Source organism: Pseudomonas sp. BR20 (genome assembly GCF_050780135.1).
Taxonomy (GTDB): domain Bacteria; phylum Pseudomonadota; class Gammaproteobacteria; order Pseudomonadales; family Pseudomonadaceae; genus Aquipseudomonas.
Genome location: NZ_CP172012.1, coordinates 436996 through 457556, shown reverse-complemented (window position 1 = coordinate 457556; position 20561 = coordinate 436996). Strand labels below are relative to the sequence as shown.

The 20561-nt window shown below is 61.7% G+C and carries 18 protein-coding genes; 13 read left to right on the top strand and 5 right to left on the bottom strand.

What is annotated here, in order from left to right; all coding sequences use genetic code 11:
• Window positions 1-372 precede the first annotated feature (372 nt).
• Window positions 373-1299, bottom strand: coding sequence for a serine O-acetyltransferase EpsC (gene epsC, locus ACHPFG_RS02060; RefSeq protein WP_145335788.1), 927 nt, complete (start codon window positions 1297-1299; stop codon window positions 373-375).
• Between the two features lie 166 nt (window positions 1300-1465).
• Between epsC and ACHPFG_RS02055 the strand changes: the two genes are divergently transcribed.
• The 12 genes from ACHPFG_RS02055 to ACHPFG_RS02000 all read left to right on the top strand — a co-directional run bounded on the left by ACHPFG_RS02055 (window position 1466) and on the right by ACHPFG_RS02000 (window position 13442).
• A complete protein-coding gene (locus ACHPFG_RS02055) occupies window positions 1466-2461 on the top strand; it encodes a D-cysteine desulfhydrase (RefSeq protein WP_340053358.1) in 996 nt (331 codons plus the stop codon).
• A 217-nt stretch (window positions 2462-2678) separates the two neighbouring features.
• Window positions 2679-3473, top strand: coding sequence for a cystine ABC transporter substrate-binding protein (gene tcyJ / locus ACHPFG_RS02050; RefSeq protein WP_108573701.1), 795 nt, complete (start codon window positions 2679-2681; stop codon window positions 3471-3473).
• Entirely contained in the window at window positions 3473-4138 is a 666-nt protein-coding gene (tcyL, locus tag ACHPFG_RS02045) for a cystine ABC transporter permease (RefSeq protein ID WP_032884921.1), read from the top strand. Before tcyJ ends, tcyL begins: the two co-directional genes overlap by 1 nt.
• Window positions 4139-4141: 3 nt before the next feature.
• On the top strand, window positions 4142-4888 hold the full coding sequence (gene tcyN, locus ACHPFG_RS02040; RefSeq protein ID WP_053140245.1) for an L-cystine ABC transporter ATP-binding protein TcyN: 747 nt from the start codon (window positions 4142-4144) through the stop codon (window positions 4886-4888).
• Between the two features lie 368 nt (window positions 4889-5256).
• A complete protein-coding gene (locus ACHPFG_RS02035; RefSeq protein WP_431701480.1) occupies window positions 5257-6021 on the top strand; it encodes a hypothetical protein in 765 nt (254 codons plus the stop codon).
• A gap of 187 nt (window positions 6022-6208) precedes the next feature.
• The gene (locus ACHPFG_RS02030) at window positions 6209-7450 is read left to right on the top strand and encodes an SfnB family sulfur acquisition oxidoreductase (RefSeq protein ID WP_167655984.1); all 1242 of its coding nucleotides are present in this window, start codon (window positions 6209-6211) and stop codon (window positions 7448-7450) included.
• 24 nt (window positions 7451-7474) lie between these two features.
• Entirely contained in the window at window positions 7475-8668 is a 1194-nt protein-coding gene (locus ACHPFG_RS02025; protein WP_431701479.1) for an SfnB family sulfur acquisition oxidoreductase, read from the top strand.
• The gene (locus tag ACHPFG_RS02020) at window positions 8668-10020 is read left to right on the top strand and encodes an LLM class flavin-dependent oxidoreductase (protein ID WP_431701478.1); all 1353 of its coding nucleotides are present in this window, start codon (window positions 8668-8670) and stop codon (window positions 10018-10020) included. Before ACHPFG_RS02025 ends, ACHPFG_RS02020 begins: the two co-directional genes overlap by 1 nt.
• A 144-nt stretch (window positions 10021-10164) precedes the next feature.
• Window positions 10165-10980, top strand: coding sequence for a MetQ/NlpA family ABC transporter substrate-binding protein (locus tag ACHPFG_RS02015; protein ID WP_431701477.1), 816 nt, complete (start codon window positions 10165-10167; stop codon window positions 10978-10980).
• Entirely contained in the window at window positions 10977-12092 is a 1116-nt protein-coding gene (locus ACHPFG_RS02010; protein WP_431701476.1) for a methionine ABC transporter ATP-binding protein, read from the top strand. Before ACHPFG_RS02015 ends, ACHPFG_RS02010 begins: the two co-directional genes overlap by 4 nt.
• Window positions 12082-12726: a methionine ABC transporter permease gene (locus ACHPFG_RS02005; RefSeq protein ID WP_016974994.1), complete on the top strand. Its 645-nt coding sequence runs from the start codon at window positions 12082-12084 to the stop codon at window positions 12724-12726. Before ACHPFG_RS02010 ends, ACHPFG_RS02005 begins: the two co-directional genes overlap by 11 nt.
• Window positions 12727-12815: 89 nt before the next feature.
• A complete protein-coding gene (locus tag ACHPFG_RS02000; protein ID WP_145335771.1) occupies window positions 12816-13442 on the top strand; it encodes a class I SAM-dependent methyltransferase in 627 nt (208 codons plus the stop codon).
• A 109-nt stretch (window positions 13443-13551) separates the two neighbouring features.
• Here ACHPFG_RS02000 and ACHPFG_RS01995 read toward each other — a convergent pair whose 3' ends face one another.
• From ACHPFG_RS01995 to ACHPFG_RS01985, 3 genes are read right to left on the bottom strand one after another with little or no spacing between them, the layout of a single operon-like run.
• Window positions 13552-16608: an efflux RND transporter permease subunit gene (locus tag ACHPFG_RS01995; RefSeq protein ID WP_431701475.1), complete on the bottom strand. Its 3057-nt coding sequence runs from the start codon at window positions 16606-16608 to the stop codon at window positions 13552-13554.
• The gene (locus ACHPFG_RS01990; RefSeq protein WP_431701474.1) at window positions 16605-17675 is read right to left on the bottom strand and encodes an efflux RND transporter periplasmic adaptor subunit; all 1071 of its coding nucleotides are present in this window, start codon (window positions 17673-17675) and stop codon (window positions 16605-16607) included. Before ACHPFG_RS01990 ends, ACHPFG_RS01995 begins: the two co-directional genes overlap by 4 nt.
• Entirely contained in the window at window positions 17672-18754 is a 1083-nt protein-coding gene (locus tag ACHPFG_RS01985; protein ID WP_431701473.1) for an efflux RND transporter periplasmic adaptor subunit, read from the bottom strand. The genes ACHPFG_RS01990 and ACHPFG_RS01985 overlap by 4 nt, the downstream gene beginning before the upstream one ends.
• A 205-nt stretch (window positions 18755-18959) precedes the next feature.
• Between ACHPFG_RS01985 and ACHPFG_RS01980 the strand changes: the two genes are divergently transcribed.
• Window positions 18960-19316, top strand: coding sequence for a hypothetical protein (locus ACHPFG_RS01980; RefSeq protein WP_131696996.1), 357 nt, complete (start codon window positions 18960-18962; stop codon window positions 19314-19316).
• Between the two features lie 448 nt (window positions 19317-19764).
• Here the strand turns inward: ACHPFG_RS01980 and ACHPFG_RS01975 are convergent, their stop codons facing one another.
• Window positions 19765-20547 carry a MetQ/NlpA family ABC transporter substrate-binding protein gene (locus tag ACHPFG_RS01975; protein WP_131696997.1) on the bottom strand — a complete coding sequence of 261 codons (783 nt, stop codon included), beginning with the start codon at window positions 20545-20547 and terminating at the stop codon, window positions 19765-19767.
• Between the last annotated feature and the right edge of the window lie 14 nt (window positions 20548-20561).

Genomic DNA, 20561 nt, shown 5'->3' with positions numbered 1-20561 from the left:
CCCGAGGGTGAGGGATGTGGCTGTATAAAACGGACTCAGCAAAGGTAAGCCTCCTGTTGTGAGCGGGCAGCGAACCACCGGGTTTAACTTGAACGAACGTTCAAGTTAAACATAGGTAGGCGGTCTGGGACTAATCGCAGGGCTGAGTGGTAGATAATTCCTACACTAGCTCAAGGATTGGTATGACGGGTGGAAGAGGCAAATCGTTCAGCGGTTACTGACTGAAATACGGTTCAACGTTGGAATGCAATTCAATGTGGGAGGGGGCTTGCCCCCGATGGCGGTGGTTCAGCCAATTCATTTTTGACTGACACTCCGCTATCGGGAGCAAGCCCCCTCCCACAGGGTTTTGTGTGATTTTTAAGACCGGCGCTATTTTTGCGCCCCATCATCATGCTGCAAATTCGCCTGCGTAATATTCGCCCCCGCCGGCACACTGCGCGTCAGCCAAACATTGCCGCCAATGGTCGACCCTTTGCCGATGGTGATGCGCCCGAGGATCGTCGCCCCGGCATAGATCACCACGTCATCCTCGACAATCGGGTGGCGCGCATGGCCCTTCTGCAGTTGCCCATCCTCATCTGCCGGGAAGCGCTTGGCCCCCAACGTAACCGCCTGATAGATGCGCACCCGCTCACCGATGATGGCAGTTTCGCCGATCACCACGCCGGTCCCGTGGTCGATAAAGAAGCTCGGCCCGATCTGCGCACCCGGGTGGATATCGATCCCGGTGGCCGAGTGGGCGATTTCCGCGCTGATCCGCGCCAGCAGCGGCAAGCCGGCGCGGTACAGGTGGTGGGCCAGGCGATGGTGAATCACCGCGAGAATCCCCGGGTAGCACAGCAGCACTTCATCCACACTGCGTGCAGCCGGGTCGCCGTGGTAGGCAGCGAGTACGTCGGTATCCAGCAGGCTGCGCAGGGATGGCAAGGCCAGGGCGAAATCCTGGATCAGCCGGATGGCATGGGCGTCGATCTGGCTGTCATCCTGGCCGCCCTGGCGCGCGGCATAACGCAACTCCAGACGCGCCTGGGCCAGCAAGGCATTCAGCGCGACGTCTAGGGTATGGCCGACGTAGAAATCTTCACTTTCTTCACGCAAGTCCGCCGGCCCCAGGCGCATCGGAAACAGCGCACCACACAGGGCTTCGAGAATCTGCGCAACGGCTTCACGGGACGGCAATTCGCGGCCGCCATGCTCGCCGCTCAAACGGCCATTGCGCGTTCGCCACTGGTCACGGGCGTCGCGCAGTTGGCTGACGATGGTCTGTAATTGCCAATGGCTGGAACGCTCACTCACGGTATTCACTCCTGACGTAATGGCCATCACTTTACGGTATGCACCCTGACCGCCCTTAAGAACCAATGGTGTGATGCTAAGAACCATCGGGCATAAGCGATTGACGGTTGCCCGATGAAAAGTGCCTGCCTATAGTCCCTCCATCCCTTAGCCACCGTGCGTAGCCATGATCAAGCAACAGCTCGACCGTTTTAACCGCCTGGAACTGCTCGGCGGTGCCACCGCCCTGGAAAAACTCGAACGGCTGTCGACCTGGTTGGGACGCGACATCTACGTCAAGCGCGACGACACCACGCCACTGGCCATGGGTGGCAACAAGCTGCGCAAACTCGAATACCTGGCAGCCGATGCCATCGCCCAGGGCGCCGATACCCTGGTGACCGCCGGCGCGATCCAGTCCAACCACGTACGCCAGACCGCTGCCCTCGCCGCCAAGCTCGGCCTGGGCTGCGTCGCCCTGCTGGAAAACCCCACCGGCACCGAAGACCCCAACTACCTGGGCAACGGCAACCGCCTGCTGCTGGAGCTGTTCGACGCCAAGGTGGAGCTGGTGGAAAACCTCGACAACGTCGACGACCAACTCAACGCCCTCGCCGATCGCCTGCGCAGCAACGGCAAGAAGCCGTACCTGGTGCCTATCGGCGGCTCCAATGCCCTCGGCGCCCTCGGTTACGTGCGCGCCGGCCTTGAGCTGGCCGCACAGATCGAAGACAGCGGCATCGAATTCGCCGCCGTGGTGCTGGCCTCCGGCAGCGCCGGTACCCACAGCGGCCTGGCGTTGGCATTGAGTGAAGTGCTGCCGCAGTTGCCCGTGATCGGCATCACCGTATCGCGCACTGAAGAAGCGCAGTTCCCGAAAGTCCAGGGCCTGGCCGAACGCACGGCCGAGTTGCTGGGTGTGGACATCCCCGACGCGTTCAAGGTGATCCTGTGGGATGAATATTTCGGCCCCCGTTATGGTGAACCGAACGCCGGCACCCTTTCGGCGGTCAAGCTATTGGCGAGCCAGGAAGGCCTGCTGCTGGACCCGGTCTACACTGGCAAGGCCATGGCCGGCTTGCTCGACGGTATCGGCCGCCAGCGCTTTGAAGATGGCCCGATTATTTTCCTGCATACCGGTGGGGCACCGGCGTTGTTTGCCTATGACTCGGTTTTCAACTGAATAAACGCGGGCTAAATGGGAGGGGGGCAAGCCCCCTCCCACGTTAGACTCAACGCATATTCAAAAATAGAATATCAATTAAGATTTATATTGTTTTCAAGTCTTAAAACCTGGCTTTATCATCGCGCCGTAGGCGAAGACGCGCTACGCGCTTTAAGGCAGGATACGACTACTGCGTCACCTGCTTCGCTCAACATAAAAAACACAGGGGCTCTTCATGACTATTTCTGTATTCCGTCGCACGTTGCTGGTTGGCACTTTGGGTCTGGCTCTCGGCGCCGGTTGGCTGGGCCAGGCGGTTGCTGGCGAGCAACTGGGCAACATCAAAAAGGCCGGCGAGATCAAAATCGGCCTGGAAGGCACCTACCCACCGTTCAGCTTCGTCGATGAAAGCGGCAAGCTCAGCGGTTTCGAAGTCGAGCTGTCCGAAGCCCTGGCCAAAGAGCTGGGCGTGAAGGTCAAGCTCCAGGCCACACCATGGGACGGCATCCTCGCGGCCCTGGAATCCAAGCGCCTGGACGCGGTGGTCAACCAAGTCACCATCTCTGAAGAGCGCAAGAAGAAGTACGACTTCTCCACGCCTTACACCGTGTCCGGTATTCAGGCGCTGGTGCTGAAAAAGAACGTCGACACCATCAAGACCGCCGACGACCTGGCCGGCAAGAAAGTCGGGGTAGGCCTGGGCACCAACTACGAACAATGGCTCAAGGACAACCAACCAAAAGCCATTATCAAGACCTATAACGATGACCCGACCAAGTTCCAGGACCTGCGCATCGGCCGTATCGACGCCATCCTGATCGACCGCCTGGCCGCCCTGGAATACGCCAAGAAAGCCCCGGACACCGCCGCTGCCGGCGACGCCTTCTCCCGCCAGGAAGCCGGTATCGCCCTGCGCAAAGGCGAGCCCGAGCTGCTTGAAGCGGTGAACAAGGCCCTCGACAAGCTGCGCGCCGACGGCACCTTGAAGAAGCTGTCCGAGAAGTACTTCAACGCTGACGTCACTCAATAATGGAAGCAGGTTTCCAACTCGCGCTGGACTCCGCGCCCTTTTTGCTCAAGGGCGCGTATTACACGGTGATTCTCAGCCTTGGCGGGATGTTTTTCGGCTTGCTGCTGGGCTTCGGCCTGGCCTTGATGCGGCTGTCGCGCTTCAAGCTGCTGAGCTGGACAGCCCGCGTCTACGTGTCGTTCTTTCGCGGCACGCCCTTGCTGGTACAGCTGTTCCTGATCTACTACGGCTTGCCGCAAGTGGGCATCGAGCTGGATCCGATCCCGGCCGCCATGATCGGCTTTTCGCTGAACATGGCCGCCTACGCCTGTGAAATCCTGCGGGCCGCCATCGCTTCCATCGAGCGTGGCCAGTGGGAGGCCGCCGCCAGTATCGGCATGACCCGTGCGCAGACTCTACGCCGGGCCATCCTGCCGCAGGCGATGCGCACCGCCCTGCCACCTTTGGGCAACAGCTTTATTTCGCTGGTCAAGGACACCGCGCTGGCCGCCACCATCCAGGTACCAGAGCTGTTCCGCCAGGCTCAACTGGTGTCTGCGCGCACCTTCGAAATTTTCACCATGTATCTGTCCGCCGCCCTGATCTACTGGGTACTGGCCAGCATCCTGGCGCATTTCCAAAACCGCCTGGAAGACCGGGTCAACCGGCATGACCTGGAGTCTTGAAGCATGATCGTGGTTGAAAAACTGACCAAGCAATTCAACGGTCAGGTGGTGCTCAACGGCATCGACCTTGAGGTCAAGGAAGGCGAAGTCGTCGCTATCATCGGCCCCAGCGGTTCCGGCAAGACCACCTTCCTGCGCTGCCTGAATTTCCTCGAAGAACCCACCAGCGGCCGTATCAAGGTGGGCGACATCCAGATCGACGGCAGCAAACCGCTCAACCAGCAACAAGGCCTGGTGCGGCGCCTGCGCCAGCACGTGGGTTTTGTGTTCCAGAACTTCAACCTGTTCCCCCACCGCACTGCGCTGGAAAACGTCATCGAAGGGCCGACCGTGGTCAAGAAGATGCCGCGTGAAGAGGCTATCGCCTTGGGGCGCAAGTTGCTGGCCAGGGTCGGCCTGGCGGGCAAGGAAGACGCCTACCCACGGCGTCTTTCCGGCGGCCAGCAACAGCGCGTGGCGATTGCCCGCGCACTGGCCATGGAGCCGGAGGTGATCCTCTTCGATGAGCCCACCTCGGCGCTGGACCCGGAGCTGGTCGGCGAAGTGCTGGCAACCATCCGCAGCCTCGCCGAAGAAAACCGCACCATGGTCATCGTCACCCACGAAATGAGCTTTGCCCGCGATGTCGCCAACCGGGTGATCTTCTTCGACAAGGGTGTGATCGTGGAGCAAGGCGAAGCCAAGGCGTTGTTCGCCAACCCCAAGGAGGAACGCACCCGGCAGTTCCTGAGCAAATTCCTGGCCCACTGAGATCCACCTGCAGGTGCTGGCTTACCAACGAAAATCGTCAACGATAACGTGTTTAACCGAATTAACCGTGTCGTCTGGACGTTCTTCGCTGGCAAGCCAGCGCCTACAGGAACGCCTCGTTCCACCGAGTAAATCTCCCCACCACTCCCCCCTTAAAATCCCCCGCCCAGTCAGACCCTTCTGAATCTGCGCCAACCCGCCGTTTAGCCTTTTGCCTCCATTGACGCTCCTTGGCCAACTCTCTTATCTAGCGTCCAGAGGATTGGATCCTATCCCGGCTATTCACCGAATCGTTCTTTTCGGACCCAGCGCGCACCCGCGCCAAGGGCCCGGAACGGTTGCTGCTGGCTGCATCAAGGAGATTACTTATGACACGCCCCCTGCTCACCGCCCCGACGCTGCCCCAGGCCCTTCGAAATGGCATCAACGCCCTGGCGGCCGCACACCTGCAGATCGATATCGAGCCCTACCCCGGCATGGATGAAGGCGATCTGATCGAGCTGTTCTGGAACAACTGCTTTGCGGCCTCACGGCGGGTGACCGCAGGCAAGGTCGGCCTGCCAACCCATCTGCGGGTGCCGGAAAGTTTTGTGCAGGATGGTCCCGCTGAAGTTCACTACCGGGTCATGCAAATCGGCCACACACCCGCCTGCTCGGCCAGGGCCCACGTGCGGGTAAAAACCAAATGTCCGGGAGGCCCGCCCTCCCCGCTTTGCAGCGACGAAAACCAGAACCTTGCCCCTGTAGGCCTGCCCGAGACCATCCGCCGCTACGGCGTCAACGGTCGCCAGGTACGACGTGGTATTCCGCTGACCATCGCGCCTTACCTGAATATGGCCACGGGCGATGCCATCACCCTGCGCTGGGGAGATGTACGCATGGACCTGCCCAAGATCCAGGCCAAAGGCGTCGGGGTGGTCGTGCAGGTGTGGGTGCCTTCGACGGTGATTGTCGAGGCAGGTGACGACTGCCGCCTGGAGGTGACGTACTGCATTCTCGATCGTGTCGGCAACAATTCGCGCTGGGCTCCGACCCGCACCTTACGCATTGCCGCCTGCGCGCCGAGCCAGCCGGCCGGGAGAGCGCGGATCTATCAACCGCGCCCCCTTGGCTCACCCTGCGAACCTGGGTAGCAGACCTTCTATGCATATTCCCAAAAGTTAGTTTATTTAAATATTTAACACGCTTAGGGTATATGCACCGGACCACCGGACATCTCTGATTTTTCTGTTTTTATTTCATTGAATGCGAGGTCGGTATGGTCAGAATTACCCCGGTGCATAACGCCAGGGCATTACGTGCAGCCAAGGAGCGGCGCTGATGTCTAACTTGGCTCTAACACCCCCCCAGAATCATCTGGACGTTGCTCCCCTGCTGTTGCCGGCCACCGTGCTGCGCAACGATGCAGAGGCGCTGAAGGCTGCCCACGAGCTGGCCCAGGCCGCGCGCCTGCAAGCCGCCCAGCGTGACCAGCAACGTAAGCTGCCGTGGGCGCAGATCGAACAATTCACCCGCAGTGGGCTGGGCAGTATTTCCATTCCTCGCGAATACGGCGGCCCACAAGTCTCATTCGTGACCCTGGCCGAAGTCTTCGCGATCATCAGCGCGGCAGACCCGGCCCTGGGGCAGATCCCGCAGAATCATTTCGGCATCCTGCAGGTATTGCAGGGCGCCGCCACCGGGCGCCAGAAAGAGCAGCTGTTCCAGAGCGTCCTCGACGGCTGGCGCATCGGCAATGGCGGCCCGGAGCGCGGCACCAAGAACACCCTGGAGCTCAAGGCGCGCATCACTGCCCAGGGCGACGGCTACGTGATCAGCGGCCAGAAGTTCTATTCAACCGGCGCGCTGTTTGCCCATTGGGTGGCGGTGAAGGCGCTGAACGATGACGGCAGGCAGGTCATGGCGTTTGTGCGCCGTGGCACCGAAGGGCTGCGCATCGTGGATGACTGGTCGGGCTTCGGCCAACGCACCACCGCCAGCGGCACCGTGCTGCTGGACCGCGTGCCAGTGGAGGCCGAACTGGTCGTTGAAAACTGGCGTATCGGCGAAAGCCCGACTATCCAGGGCGCCGTTTCGCAACTGATCCAGGCCGCCATTGACGCCGGCATCGCCCGTGGCGCGCTGGATGACACCATCGCCTTTGTGCGTGAGCGTTCGCGCCCGTGGATCGACGCCAAGGTCGAGCGGGCCAGCGATGACCTCTACGTGATCGCCGATATCGGCAAGCTGAAGATCGAACTGCACGCCGCCGAAGCGCTGTTGCGCAAGGCCGGGCAAGTGCTGGACCAGGTCAGCGCCGCGCCGATCACCGCACAGTCCGCCGCGCGTGCGTCAATCGCCGTGGCCGAGGCGAAGGTGCTCACCACTGAAGTGTCGTTGCTGGTCAGCGAAAAGCTCTTCGAACTGGCCGGCAGCCGCGCCACCCTCGCGGAGTTCAACCTCGACCGTCACTGGCGCAACGCCCGGGTGCACACCCTGCACGACCCGGTGCGCTGGAAGTATCACGCCGTCGGTGCCTATCGCTTGAACGGCACGTTGCCGGCTCGCCATTCCTGGATTTAACCGACCAGACCTCTGGAGAAACTCATGACCCTTTCTCACCGTGTCGCGGTTATCACCAGCGACGAACAAGCCCTTATTGTCGCCAGCGACCTGGCCGAAGACTTCCGCCGCGACAGCGCCCAGCGCGACCGCGAACGCCGCCTGCCGCTGCCCGAGCTGGACGTATTCTCGCGCTCCGGCCTGTGGGGCATCAGCGTGCCCAAGGCATACGGCGGTGCCGGTGTGTCCAACGTCACCCTGGCCAAGGTCATTGCCCTCATCGCCCAGGCTGATGCCTCCCTGGGCCAGATTCCGCAAAACCATTTCTACGCCCTCGAAGTGCTGCGCGTGAATGGCAGCCCTGAACAGCAACAACGCCTGTATGCCGAAGTGCTCGCCGGCCAGCGTTTCGGCAACGCCCTGGCGGAACTGGGCACCAAGACCGCCCACGACCGCGTTACGTCCATCACCCGCGACGGCGACGGCTTCCGCATCACCGGCCGCAAGTTCTACGCCACCGGCGCGATCTATGCCCAGCGCATCCCCACCTCGGTGGTGGATGAACACGGCATCCAGCAACTGGCCTTCGTGCCCCGCGACAGCAAGGGGCTGACGGTTATCGACGACTGGAGCGGCTTTGGCCAGCGCACCACCGGCAGCGGCTCGGTGGTGTTCGATAACGTGTGGGTTGCGGCGCAAGACGTGATCCCGTTCCAGAGTGCGTTTGAGCGCCCGACCACCGTCGGCCCGCTGGCGCAGATTCTCCACGCCGCCATCGACACCGGCATCGCCCGCGCGGCCTTTGAAGATGCGCTGCACTTTGTGCGCACCAAGACCCGCCCGTGGATCGATTCCGGCAACGACAAAGCCACCGAAGACCCGCTGACCCTGAAGAGCTTCGGCCACCTGAGCATTCGCCTGCACGCCGCCGAGGCATTGCTGGAACGCGCAGGCGAACACCTCGACGGCGCCCAGGCCGACAGCAATGCCGAGACCGTGGCGGCGGCGTCCATCGCCGTCGCTGAAGTCCGCGCCTTGAGCACCGAGATCTCCCTGGCCGCCGGCAGCACCCTGTTCGAACTGGCCGGCAGCCAGGCCACCCTGGCCGAGCACGGCCTCGACCGCCACTGGCGCAACGCCCGCGTGCACACCCTGCACGACCCGGTGCGCTGGAAGTACTTTGCTGTAGGCAATTACTACCTCAACGCTGAAAACCCGCCACTGCGGGGGACCATTTGATGGCAAAGAAAAAGATCTTGCTCAATGCCTTCAACATGAACTGCATCGGGCATATCAACCACGGCATGTGGACCCATCCACGGGACACCTCCACCCAGTACAAAAGCATCGAGTACTGGACCGATCTGGCGCAAACCCTGGAGCGCGGGCTGTTCGACGGTTTGTTCATCGCCGATATCGTCGGCGTGTATGACGTGTACCAGAACTCGATTGATGTGCCGCTCAAGGAGTCGATCCAACTGCCGGTCAATGACCCGCTGCTGCTGGTCTCGGCGATGGCCGCCGTAACCGACAACCTCGGCTTCGGCCTGACCGCCAACCTCACCTATGAGCCGCCGTATCTGTTCGCCCGGCGCATGTCCACGCTCGACCACCTGAGCCGTGGTCGGGTGGGCTGGAACATCGTCACCGGCTACCTCGACAGCGCCGCCAAGGCCATGGGCCTCGCCGAACAGGTTGAGCATGACCGGCGCTACGACCAGGCCGATGAATACCTGGAGGTGCTCTACAAACTCTGGGAAGGCAGCTGGGAAGACGACGCGGTACTCAACGATCCGCAGGCGCGGGTCTACGCGCAGCCGGGCAAGGTGCACAAGGTCGAGCACCATGGCGAGTTCTATCAGGTGGAGGGTTATCACCTGTGCGAACCGTCGCCGCAGCGTACGCCGGTGCTGTTCCAGGCCGGCAGTTCGGACCGTGGCTTGGTGTTTGCCGGGCGCCATGCCGAGTGCGTGTTTATCAGCGGGCAGAACAAGGCCGCGACCAAAGTGCAGGTGGACAAGGTGCGTGCCAGCGCGGTCGAGGCCGGACGCAACCCGCAAGACATCAAGGTGTTCATGGGCCTCAACGTGATCGTCGGCGCCACCGAAGAACTGGCCTGGGCCAAGCATGCCGAGTACCTGAGCTATGCAAGTGCGGAGGCCGGCGTGGCGCACTTTTCGGCGTCCACCGCGATTGATTTTTCCCAATACGAACTCGACGAACCGATCCAGTACGTGAAGAGCAACGCGATCCAGTCGGCCACCAAGAACCTGCAAAACAACGACTGGACCCGGCGCAAATTGCTCGAGCAGCACGCCCTCGGCGGACGCTATATCACCCTGGTCGGCTCGCCCGAACAGGTCGCTGACGAGCTGGAATCCTGGATCAGCGAAACCGGGCTGGATGGCTTCAACCTGACGCGGATTGTGACGCCGGAAAGCTACGTGGACTTTATCGACCTGGTGGTGCCGGAGTTGCAGAAGCGGGGGTCGTACAAGACCGAATATGAGAGCGGCACGCTGCGGGAAAAGGTCTTCCAAGGCAGCGCCCGTCTACCCGAACAACACACCGGTTCCACCTACCGCCACTGATCACAAATGTGGGAGGGGGCTTGCTCCCGATAGCAGTGGTTCAGTTGGCAAATGTGGTGACTGATACACCGCTATCGGGAGCAAGCCCCCTCCCACATTGGATCTGCATTGTTTGTCCTAATACCTTATGACTGGAAACCCACTATGAAAAAGACATTCCTCAATAACCCAGTCAAAGCACTGGCCTTGGCCTTCGGGTTGTTCAGCTCGGCGGTGTTCGCCGCCGATGCACCGTTGAAAATCGGCACCACCGCCGCCTTCGCGATTCCCCTGGAAGCCGCAGTCGCCGAAGCCGGCAAGCAAGGCCTGAACGTCGAGTTGGTGGAATTCACCGACTGGATCGCGCCCAACGTCAGCCTGGCCGCCGGCGATATTGACGTGAACTACTTCCAGCACATCCCGTTCCTGGAAAACGCCAAGGCCGCCGCCGGTTTTGACCTGGTGCCGTACGCGCCGGGCATCATCAACAACGTCGGCCTGTACTCGAAGAAATACAAAAGCATCAACGACCTGCCCCAAGGCGCCAGCGTGGCGATTGCCAACGATCCGATCAACAGCGGTCGCGGCTTGCAACTGCTGGCCAAGGCCGGCTTGATCACCCTCAAGCCGGGCGTGGGCTACAAGGCCACCGAAGAAGACATCGTCACCAACCCGAAAAACATCAAGATCCTGCAAGTCGAGGCCGTGCAGCTGGTGCGCGCCTATGACGATGCCGACCTGGTGCAGGGCTACCCGGCGTACATCCGCCTGTCCAAGACCTTCGATGCCGAGTCGGCGCTGCTGTTCGACGGCCTCGACCACCCGGAATACGTGATCCAGTTCGTGATCCAGCCCAAGAGCAAAACCGACCCGCGCGTGATCAAGTTCGTCGACATCTACCAGCACTCGCCAGTGGTGCGCGCGGCGTTGGATAAATCCCTCGGCAAGTTGTACCAAGTCGGTTGGGAAGATAAAAAATGACCGCCGCCCACTCTCAACTACGCGACCTGGGTTCTCCGCCCAGGGAAGCCGAGCAGACAGAACTGCACCCGGACCTGAACCGCGCGCACGTGCGCTTTATCAACCTGGGCAAAACCTACGACGGCGGCGTGCATGCCTTGCAAGGCATCGACCTGGCGATCCAGCGCGGTGAAGTGTTCGGCATTATCGGCCGCAGCGGCGCCGGCAAATCGTCGCTGATCCGCACCATCAACCGCCTGGAACAACCCAGCAGCGGGCGCGTGTTGATCGATCAGGTCGACATCGGCGACTTCGACGAAGACCACCTGGTGGCGCTGCGTCGGCGTATCGGCATGATCTTCCAGCACTTCAACCTGATGTCGGCCAAGACCGTGTGGCAGAACGTCGAGTTGCCGCTGAAAGTCGCCGGCGTGCCCAAGCCCCAGCGTGAGCAAAAAGTGCGCGAGCTGCTGGAATTGGTCGGCTTGCAGGACAAGCACAAGGCCTACCCGGCGCAGCTGTCCGGCGGGCAGAAACAGCGCGTGGGCATTGCCCGTTCGCTGGTGCACGACCCGCAGATCCTGCTGTGCGACGAAGCCACCTCGGCCCTTGACCCGGAGACCACCCAATCGATCCTCGGCCTGCTGCGCGAGATCAACCGGCGCCTGGGCCTGACCATCGTCTTGATCACCCATGAGATGGCGGTGATCCGCGACATCTGCGACCGCGTGGTAGTGCTCGAACACGGGCGCATCGTCGAACAAGGCCCGGTGTGGCAAGTGTTTGGCAACCCACAGCACGAGGTCAGCAAGACCCTGCTGGCGCCGCTGCAACATGGGCTGCCGGAAGAACTGCAAAGCCGTTTGCACACCCAGCCTGAATCGCCAAACGCCGCGGTGGTGCTGCGCTTGCAGTTCACCGGCAGTGCCAGCGATGAACCCGACCTGGCCGCGCTGTTCAGCGCCCTCGGCGGGCGCGTGCGTCTGCTGCAGGGCGGTGTCGAACGGATCCAGGGGCATGCCTTGGGGCAACTGCTGCTGGCGGTGAACGGCTCACCCCATAACACCGAGGAACTGCGCAACCGCGCCGCGAACTGGGCACAACAGGTGGAGGTGCTGGGCTATGTGGTTTGATCGTTTAGTGCAGGGTGCCATCGACACCTTGTTGATGGTCGGCGTGTCATCGTTGATCGCCTTGCTGGTGGGGATTCCGCTGGCGGTGTTTCTGGTGACCAGCGACAAGGGCGGCATCTACCAGGCACCGGCGCTGAACCGGGTGCTGGGGGCGTTCGTCAATCTGTTCCGCTCGATTCCGTTTTTGATCCTGATGGTGGCGCTGATCCCCTTCACGCGGCTGATCGTCGGCACCACCTACGGCGTGTGGGCGGCGGTTGTGCCGCTGACCATCGCCGCCACACCGTTCTTCGCGCGGATCGCCGAAGTGAGTCTGCGCGAGGTCGACCACGGTCTGATTGAAGCCGCCCAGGCCATGGGGTGCCGGCGCTGGCACATCATCTGGCATGTACTGCTGCCCGAAGCGCTGCCGGGGATTGTCGGCGGGTTCACCATCACGTTGGTGACCATGATCAACTCGTCGGCCATGGCCGGGGCGATTGGTGCGGGCGGCTTGGGCGACATTGCCTATCGCTACGGCTACCAGCGCTTTGATACGCAGATCATGCTCACGGTGATTGTGCTGCTGGTGATCCTGGTGGCGGTGATCCAGTTGGGTGGCGATCGGTTGGCGCGGGTGCTGAATAAGCGCTGAAAGCTGGGGCTGCTGCGCAGCCCAACGCGGGGCAAGCCCGCTCGCCACAAGGTATAGTCGGGTCATCTCAACACCCGGTATTGCCCACCATGCCCCTCAAGCCCGACGACCTCGACCAGATCACGTCCACCACCCTCGGCCACTACAACAAGGTGGCCGAGGACTTCCGTGAAGGCACCCGCGATCACGATGTGAGCCAGAACATCGACGCGCTGCTGCGGCATATCCAAGGCACTGCGCCCTTTACCGTGCTGGACTTCGGCTGCGGGCCGGGGCGGGATTTGCAGACCTTTACGCGCATGGGGCATATCGCCGTCGGCCTGGATGGCTCCGAGCGGTTTGCGCAGATGGCGCGCGAAGACAGCGGCTGTGAGGTGTTGCAGCAGGACTTCCTCAAACTGGATTTACCGGCTGAACGCTTTGACGGGATCTTTGCCAATGCGGTGCTGTTTCATATCCCCAAGCAGGAACTGCCGCGCGTGCTCAAACAACTGCATGGGGCGTTGAAACCTGGGGGCGTGCTGTTCAGCTCCAACCCGCGGGGTGAGAACCAGGAAGGCTGGAATGGGCCGCGCTATGGGGCTTATCACGACCTGGAGGCGTGGCAAACACTGCTCACCGCCGCCGGGTTTGTGGAACTGGAGCATTACTACCGGCCGGCGGGATTGCCTCGAGAGCAGCAGCCTTGGTTGGCCAGTGTCTGGCGCAAACCTTAGAGGCAACGCATACCAAATGTGGGAGGGGGCTTGCTCCCGATAGCAGTGGATCAGTTGGAGCATCTTTGACTGACCCACCGCCATCGGGGGCAAGCCCCCTCCCACATTTTTAACCGTGCCCTTCCTGTTGGGGTTCGCGGATCTTGTACCAGGCCACATACAGCGCCGGCAGGAACAACAGCGTCAGCAAGGTGGCGATGATGATGCCGCCAATCATCGCGTAGGCCATCGGCCCCCAGAACACTTCCCGAGCAATCGGGATCATGCCCAGGCTCGCCGCAGCCGCCGTGAGCAGGATCGGCCGGCGCCGGTGCTCGGTGGCTTCCACCACCGCGTCCCACGGCGTGTAGCCGGCCACTTCATATTCGTGGATCTGCGTCACCAGGATCACCGAGTTACGGATGATGATACCGATCAACGCCAGGATACCGAGGATCGCCACAAAGCCCATGGGCGTGCCCGTGGGGATCAGCGCCAGCACCACGCCGATCAACCCCAGCGGCGCGACACTGGCCACCAGGAACATCTTCTGCACGCTGTGCAGCTGGATCATCAGGAAGGTCGCCATGAGGAACAGCATCAGCGGCACCACGCTGGCAATCGGGCCCTGGGCCTTGCCGCTTTCTTCCACGGTGCCGCCCGTGGCGACCTTGTAACCCACCGGCAGGCCGGCGCTGAATGCGTCGATCTCCGGCTTGAGCTGCTTGACCAGGTCGGTCGGCTGCATCTCATCGCGCACCGACGCTTTAATGGTGATGGTCGGCTTGCGGTCGCGACGCCACACCAGCGGCTGTTCCAGTTCATAGCGCACGGTTGCGAAGGCCAGTAGCGGGATCGAGGTGCCGTTGGGCGTGACGATCTGCAGGTTCTGCAAGGTTTCCGGCGTACCGCGCTCGGCGTCCTCGGCACGGCCGACCACGTTGACCAGGTAGATGTCGTCGTGCACCTGGGTTACCGACGCACCACTGACCACGCTGTTCATCAACTGCGCCACGTCTTCGGATGACAGCCCGAGCTGGCGCGCCTTGTCCTGGGCAATGTCGATGCGCAGCACTTTGCCCGGCTCGTTCCAGTCGTAGATGATCTCGCCCAGGTGGGTGTTTTTATCCAGCAGGGTCGCCAGTTCGATGGCGTGCTTGCGCACCTGGTCGGTGTCTTTACCGGACACGCGGTACTGGATCGGCCGCCCCACCGGCGGGCCCATTTCCAGCGGTTGCACAAAACTGCCGATCCCCACGAAGTCGTCGCGCAGGCGCTTTTGCAGACGCGCAATCAAGGCACCGCGCTCTTCCAGGCCTTTGCTGACGATCACCAACTGCGCGTAGTAGGGGTTTTCCAGTTGCTGGTCGAGGGGCAGGTAGAAACGGATCGCACCCTGGCCGATATAGGTGCTCCAGCGTGCAATGTCCGGGTCGTCCTTGATGATCGTTTCGAGGCGGTCGACGGCCTTGCGCGTCTCGTTGATCGAGGCGTTTTGCGGCAGGTTGAGGTCGACGAGGATTTCCGGGCGGTCCGACGACGGGAAGAACTGGTTCTGCACAAACTGCATGGAGAACACCGACGCCACGAACAGGCCCACGGTGATGCCGATGGCCCACCAACGGTTGCGCATGGCCCACAGCATGCCGCCATTGAACGCGCGGCCGATGCGCCCCGGCTCGGCGCTGTGGGGTTTCACCTTGGCACTGAGGATATGCACGCCGATCACCGGCGCAAACAATACCGCCACCACCCATGACACCAGCATCGCCACGGCAATCACCGCGAACAGGGTGAAGGTGTACTCCCCCGCCGAACTGGCGTTGAGGCCAATCGGCACGAAACCAGCGACGGTCACCAAGGTACCGGTGAGCATCGGGAATGCCGTGGAGGTGTAGGCGTAGGTGGCCGCCTGCTCCTTGGTTTCGCCTTTTTCCAGACGTGTGATCATCATCTCCACGGTGATCATCGCGTCGTCCACCAACAGGCCGAGGGCAATGATCAACGCACCCAGCGACACGCGTTGCATGGTGATGCCGCTGTATTCCATGAACACGAACACCAGCGCCAGCACCAGTGGAATCGAGCACGCCACCACCAGCCCGGCGCGCATGCCGAGGCTGATAAAGCTCACCACCAGCACGATGATCACCGCTTCGAACAGCGCGCTGGTAAAGCCGCCGACGGCCTCTTCCACCACTTCGGCCTGGTCGGAGACCTTATGCACTCCGACGCCCACCGGCAGGTCGGCGGTCAGTTCGTCCATGCGCGTGTGCAGTGCCTTGCCGAACGACTGGATGTTGCCGCCCTTCTGCATGGCGATGGCCAGGCCAATCGCCGGCTTGCCGTTGAAGCGGAACATCGGCCGCGCAGGGTCAACATAGCCACGGCTGATTTCGGCGATATCCGCCAGGCGATAGAAGCGGTCATTGAGGCGCAGGTTGACGTTGGCCAGGTCTTTTTCCGAGGCGAACTGCCCCGAAGTACGCACCGAGATCCGCTCCGGCCCGGCCTCGATCACCCCGGCGGGGGTCACCGCGTTCTGCGATTGCAGGCTTTGCACCACCTGGCGCTGGTCAATGCCCAGGGCCGCCAGTTTGCGCGTGGAGAAATTCAGGTAAATCACTTCGTCCTGCTGCCCGATCATCTCGACCTTGCCCAGCCCCGGCACTGAGCGGATCTCGGCACGCACCTGCTCCACGTAGTCGCGCAACTGGCGCATCGACAGGCCGTCGCCGGTAAAGGCGTACACCGAGCCGAACACATCACCGAATTCGTCGTTGAACGACGGCCCCTGCAAGCCCTGGGGGAAATTACCGCGAATGTCGTCGATCTTCTTGCGGACCTGGTACCAGATCTCCGGGATGGCCTTGGCGCTGGTGGTGTCCTTGAGGAACACGAACACCGTGGATTCACCAGGTCGCGTGTAGCTTTTCACGTAGTCGAGGGAGTCGAGTTCCTCGAGCTTTTTCTCGATGCGGTCGGTGACCTGCCTGAGGGTTTCTTCCTGGGTCGCGCCCGGCCAGCGGGTCTGGATCACCATGGTCTTGATGGTGAACGAGGGGTCTTCCTCGCGGCCCAGGTTCATGTAGGAGAACACGCCCATCAGCAACGCGACGAACATCAGGTACCAGACGAAGGACTGATGCTTGAGGGCCCAGCCGGATAAGTTGAAGCTCCCTTTCATCGCGGGCTGTCCTCGTCGATTTTGACTTTCTGCCCGGGCTTCAGGCTGTTCACGCCGGCGGTAACGATACGCTCGCCGGGTTTGACGCCGCCGTTGAGCAAGGCGCTGTCAGCGTCACGGCTAAGCACCGTGATGTCGCGCGGTTGCACGGTCTGGCTTTGGGTATCGAGCAACCAGATGCGGGTCTTGCCGTCGACTTCCTGCAAGGCGTTCAGGGGCAACTCGATGCGTGGGGCGATGGCCGAACTCAAGGTCACGCTGACCGCCGTGCCAAGGCGGAACGCGGGCGGCGTTTCGGCCAGGGTCAGGCGCGCGCGACGGGTGCGCGTGGCGCTTTGGGCCTGGGGTTCGATCTCGCGCACGGTGGCGGTGGTGTTGACACTGGGGTCGAGTTGCCCGGCGACGAGGAACACCCCATCCGGCGGCAGGCGCTCGGCGAGGCCGGCGGGTAGGTCGATGACCGCCTCCTTGATGTCCGGGCGCGCCAGGGTCACCACTTGCTGACCGGCGCTGACCACCTGGCCGGCCTCGGCATTCCAGGCGGTGACGATGCCGGCGTGGTCGGTGCGCAGTTCGGCGTAATTGAGCTGGTCTTTGGCTTGATTGACCGAAGCCCGGGCCTGGTCGAGAGAGGCCTGGGTGGTTTTCAGGTCGGTCTGGGCCACATCCAGTTGGGCCTGGGCCCCGACACCACGGTTGAACAGCTCCTGCTGGCGACGGGCATTGGCCTGGGCATTGATGAACTGCGCCTGCACCCGCGCCAAATCGCCTTGGGCGGCGCGCAACTGGTTCTGTTGGTCGGTAGGGTCGAGCACGGCGAGCAAGGCGCCCTTCTCCACTTCGGCGCCCACATCCACGGCACGCCGGGCGATGCGACCGGGGACGCGGAAGCCCAGGTTGCTTTCGTAGCGCGCCTGGATGGTGCCGGCGAAGCGGCCGAGGGTCTCCTGGTCTTCGGACTTCACCTCCATGGACAGCACCGGGCGCACGGGCTCGGGCGCTGGTTCCTCCTTGGAGCAGGCCATCAGCAACAGGCTGGCGGCGAGTACAACCGTCAGGCGCTTCATGGCTGGGCTCCTGGCTGGGCGATCTCGACCAGCATGCCGGGGTGCAGTAGTTGCCCACCGGCCACCACGACTTTTTCGCCGCCTTTAAGGCCCTCGGCAATAATCACTTTGCCCGTGAGGTAACGCGCCACCGTGACCTTGTGCAGTTGCGCCTTGCCCTCGCCGTCCACCAGCCATACGGCGGGCTCGCTGAGGTCTTTGGTCAACGCCGACCAGGGCAGCTCGATGCTCGATTTGGCCGGGCCATTGGCGGTAGCGCTGACCACCGAACCGAGTCGCATGCCTTCGGGCAACGATTGCAGGGCGATCTTCACTTGCACCGTGCCGGTATTGGCGGCCACGGCCGGTGTGACTTCACGCACTTTACCCACGGCCTTGATGCTCGGGTTATCCAGCAGGCTGACGGTGATCGGCGCATCGGGCGGCGGCTCAACCAGCAGTGACTCATAAACATTGAACACCGCATCGCGCTCGCCATCGGTGGCCAGGCTGAAAATCGGCACGGTGGCCTGTACCACCTGACCGACTTCGGCCTGCCGTGCGGTGATCACCCCCGGCGCATCCGCAATCAGCGCGGTATAGCCGAGTTGTTCACGGGCGTTGGCCAACTGCGCCTGCGCGGCGGCCAGGGCACTTTGGCTGCTGCGCAGCGCGGCCTGGGCGGAGTCGTATTCGCTGCGGCTGGTGTAGCCCTTGGGCAGGAGTTTTTCCTGGCGCACAAACGCGGCGGCGGTTTGCTTGACCCGCGCCTGTTCGGCCACGACCTGGGCCTGGGCGGAATCGACGCTGGTCTGCAAATCCTTGGGATCGAGCTTGGCCAGCACTTGCCTGGCGGTCACGCGGTCACCCACATCCACCATGCGCTGGATGATCTTGCCGCCGACGCGGAAGGACAAGTCGGTCTGCACGCGCGCCTGCACATCCCCGGTCAGTGTGACGGCCGCGGCGAAATCCGCGGGTTGCACGGTTTGCACAAATACTCGGGAATGCTGCTTGGGTTCGGCGTTTTCCTGGCCGCAAGCGCTCAGCAACACCACTAAACCCAAACCGACGATACAGGTGGAAATACGACCGCCCATGCGGACTCCTTGTGCGCGATGCGATGTGCCAGTGTGTATGCGACTGTGAGCTTAGATCAGGGTTCCCAAGCCGGCGCGACCTGTGAGTTCTAACAGTAGACAGCCCTCGACAACCCTCGTAAACATTGACCCCGGTCTTGCTGCACGGTCATTCGCGCGTGCTGCAGTGCAAGCAAATCACGCCCCCTGTACTGAGGTAGACCCAATGAGCAGCCAAGATAAAAAAATGCTTCCACCCCTGCAGATTACCGAAGCCACGCCGCCGACGCCGCCTTCCGACCACTATGAACTGTCCTTGAAGAATGTCCCCGACCAAGGAGCGACGGTCATCATCCAGCCGACCGATATAGGTACGAGCAAGGACCGTCTCCAGATCTTCATCAGCCGGCGGCCGGTGGTGGATATCGAATTCAACAACAACCCACCGCAGCAAATTCGCACACATATTCCCCGAGCTGTATTGCTGCAACACCTGGGCGTCCATCCCATCCATTACATGATTCGAATCGGCCAAGGAAATGGCGAGATGGGCGCCTCGGAAAACTATCGGATTACCCATTGAACAGTGGCCAGGCTCATCTTCCGTTTCGACAGGACCAACGTCACGCAGTACGAGCGTGGGGGTAGAAGCCGTAACATTCAGCCCCGATTCGCGGGTTTGCCAGGTGACAGCTATGGTTGGGGGGTCTGTTTTCGAGGGAATGAACAATGAACAAAGCGAAACCGATTGATCCGCAGGAGCTGGTGAAATGGTTGGTGGCGTTGCGCAGGGCGATTAACAGCCGAGCGCTCTAAAACCATTAACAATCCAAAGTGAGATGAAGATCAATTGTGGGAGGGGGCTTGCTCCCGATAGCGGTGGTTTAGTCAGTACATCTTTGACTGACACACCGCTATCGGGAGCAAGCCCCCTCCCACATTTAGATTGCATTCCAAATTCCAGGCATAAAAAAACGCCGACGCTCTACAAGCCGTCGGCGTTGAAACCTTGAAGGAGGTTTTGAGTTACATCAGAACGCGGGCACGACTGCGCCGTTGTACTTTTTCTCGATGAAGGCTTTGACTTCCGGGCTGGTCAGGGCTTTGGACAGTTTCTGGATAGCGTCGCTGTCCTTGTTGTCCGGACGAGCCACCAGGAAGTTCACGTACGGCGAGTCGGCACTTTCGATGATCAGCGCGTCCTTGGCCGGGTTAAGACCCGCTTCCAGCGCGTAGTTGGTGTTGATCAAATCCAGGTCAACCTGGTCCAGCACACGTGGCAGCAGGGCCGATTCCAGCTCTTTGAACTTCAGGTTCTTCGGGTTGCTGGCGATGTCTTTCGGCGTGGCCAGGGCGTTGGTCGGGTCTTTCAGGGTGATCACACCGGCTTTCTGCAGCAACAACAGGGCGCGGCCGCTGTTGGAGCCTTCGTTCGGGATGGCCACGGTGGCGCCATCCTTGAGCTCGGAAATATTCTTGATCTTTTTCGAGTAGCCGCCGAAGGGTTCAACGTGCACGCCAACCACGGTGACCAGGTTGGTGCCCTTGCCCTTGTTGAAGTTTTCCAGGTACGGCAGGGTCTGGAAGTAGTTGGCGTCCAGGCGCTTCTCGGCGACCTGCACGTTTGGCTGGACGTAGTCGGTGAAGACTTTGATTTCCAGGTCCACGCCTTCTTTTTTCAGGGCTGGCTTGACCAGTTCGAGGATCTCGGCGTGCGGGACCGGGGTCGCGGCAACCACCAGTTTCTCGTTGGCCTGGGCGAAGCTTGCAGTCAGGGCAGCCGCCAGTGCGGTAAACAACAGAACCTTTTTCATGCAGTGTCCTTATT

What these genes read in the sequence shown, in the direction of transcription:
- ACHPFG_RS02055 (WP_340053358.1), top strand. Translation starts at nt 1,466, where the DNA reads ATGATCAAGCAACAGCTCGACCGTTTTAACCGCCTGGAACTGCTCGGC.
- tcyJ (WP_108573701.1), top strand. Translation starts at nt 2,679, where the DNA reads ATGACTATTTCTGTATTCCGTCGCACGTTGCTGGTTGGCACTTTGGGT.
- tcyL (WP_032884921.1), top strand. Translation starts at nt 3,473, where the DNA reads ATGGAAGCAGGTTTCCAACTCGCGCTGGACTCCGCGCCCTTTTTGCTC.
- tcyN (WP_053140245.1), top strand. Translation starts at nt 4,142, where the DNA reads ATGATCGTGGTTGAAAAACTGACCAAGCAATTCAACGGTCAGGTGGTG.
- ACHPFG_RS02035 (WP_431701480.1), top strand. Translation starts at nt 5,257, where the DNA reads ATGACACGCCCCCTGCTCACCGCCCCGACGCTGCCCCAGGCCCTTCGA.
- ACHPFG_RS02030 (WP_167655984.1), top strand. Translation starts at nt 6,209, where the DNA reads ATGTCTAACTTGGCTCTAACACCCCCCCAGAATCATCTGGACGTTGCT.
- ACHPFG_RS02025 (WP_431701479.1), top strand. Translation starts at nt 7,475, where the DNA reads ATGACCCTTTCTCACCGTGTCGCGGTTATCACCAGCGACGAACAAGCC.
- ACHPFG_RS02020 (WP_431701478.1), top strand. Translation starts at nt 8,668, where the DNA reads ATGGCAAAGAAAAAGATCTTGCTCAATGCCTTCAACATGAACTGCATC.
- ACHPFG_RS02015 (WP_431701477.1), top strand. Translation starts at nt 10,165, where the DNA reads ATGAAAAAGACATTCCTCAATAACCCAGTCAAAGCACTGGCCTTGGCC.
- ACHPFG_RS02010 (WP_431701476.1), top strand. Translation starts at nt 10,977, where the DNA reads ATGACCGCCGCCCACTCTCAACTACGCGACCTGGGTTCTCCGCCCAGG.
- ACHPFG_RS02005 (WP_016974994.1), top strand. Translation starts at nt 12,082, where the DNA reads ATGTGGTTTGATCGTTTAGTGCAGGGTGCCATCGACACCTTGTTGATG.
- ACHPFG_RS02000 (WP_145335771.1), top strand. Translation starts at nt 12,816, where the DNA reads ATGCCCCTCAAGCCCGACGACCTCGACCAGATCACGTCCACCACCCTC.
- ACHPFG_RS01995 (WP_431701475.1), bottom strand. Translation starts at nt 16,608, where the DNA reads ATGAAAGGGAGCTTCAACTTATCCGGCTGGGCCCTCAAGCATCAGTCC.
- ACHPFG_RS01990 (WP_431701474.1), bottom strand. Translation starts at nt 17,675, where the DNA reads ATGAAGCGCCTGACGGTTGTACTCGCCGCCAGCCTGTTGCTGATGGCC.
- ACHPFG_RS01985 (WP_431701473.1), bottom strand. Translation starts at nt 18,754, where the DNA reads ATGGGCGGTCGTATTTCCACCTGTATCGTCGGTTTGGGTTTAGTGGTG.
- ACHPFG_RS01980 (WP_131696996.1), top strand. Translation starts at nt 18,960, where the DNA reads ATGAGCAGCCAAGATAAAAAAATGCTTCCACCCCTGCAGATTACCGAA.
- ACHPFG_RS01975 (WP_131696997.1), bottom strand. Translation starts at nt 20,547, where the DNA reads ATGAAAAAGGTTCTGTTGTTTACCGCACTGGCGGCTGCCCTGACTGCA.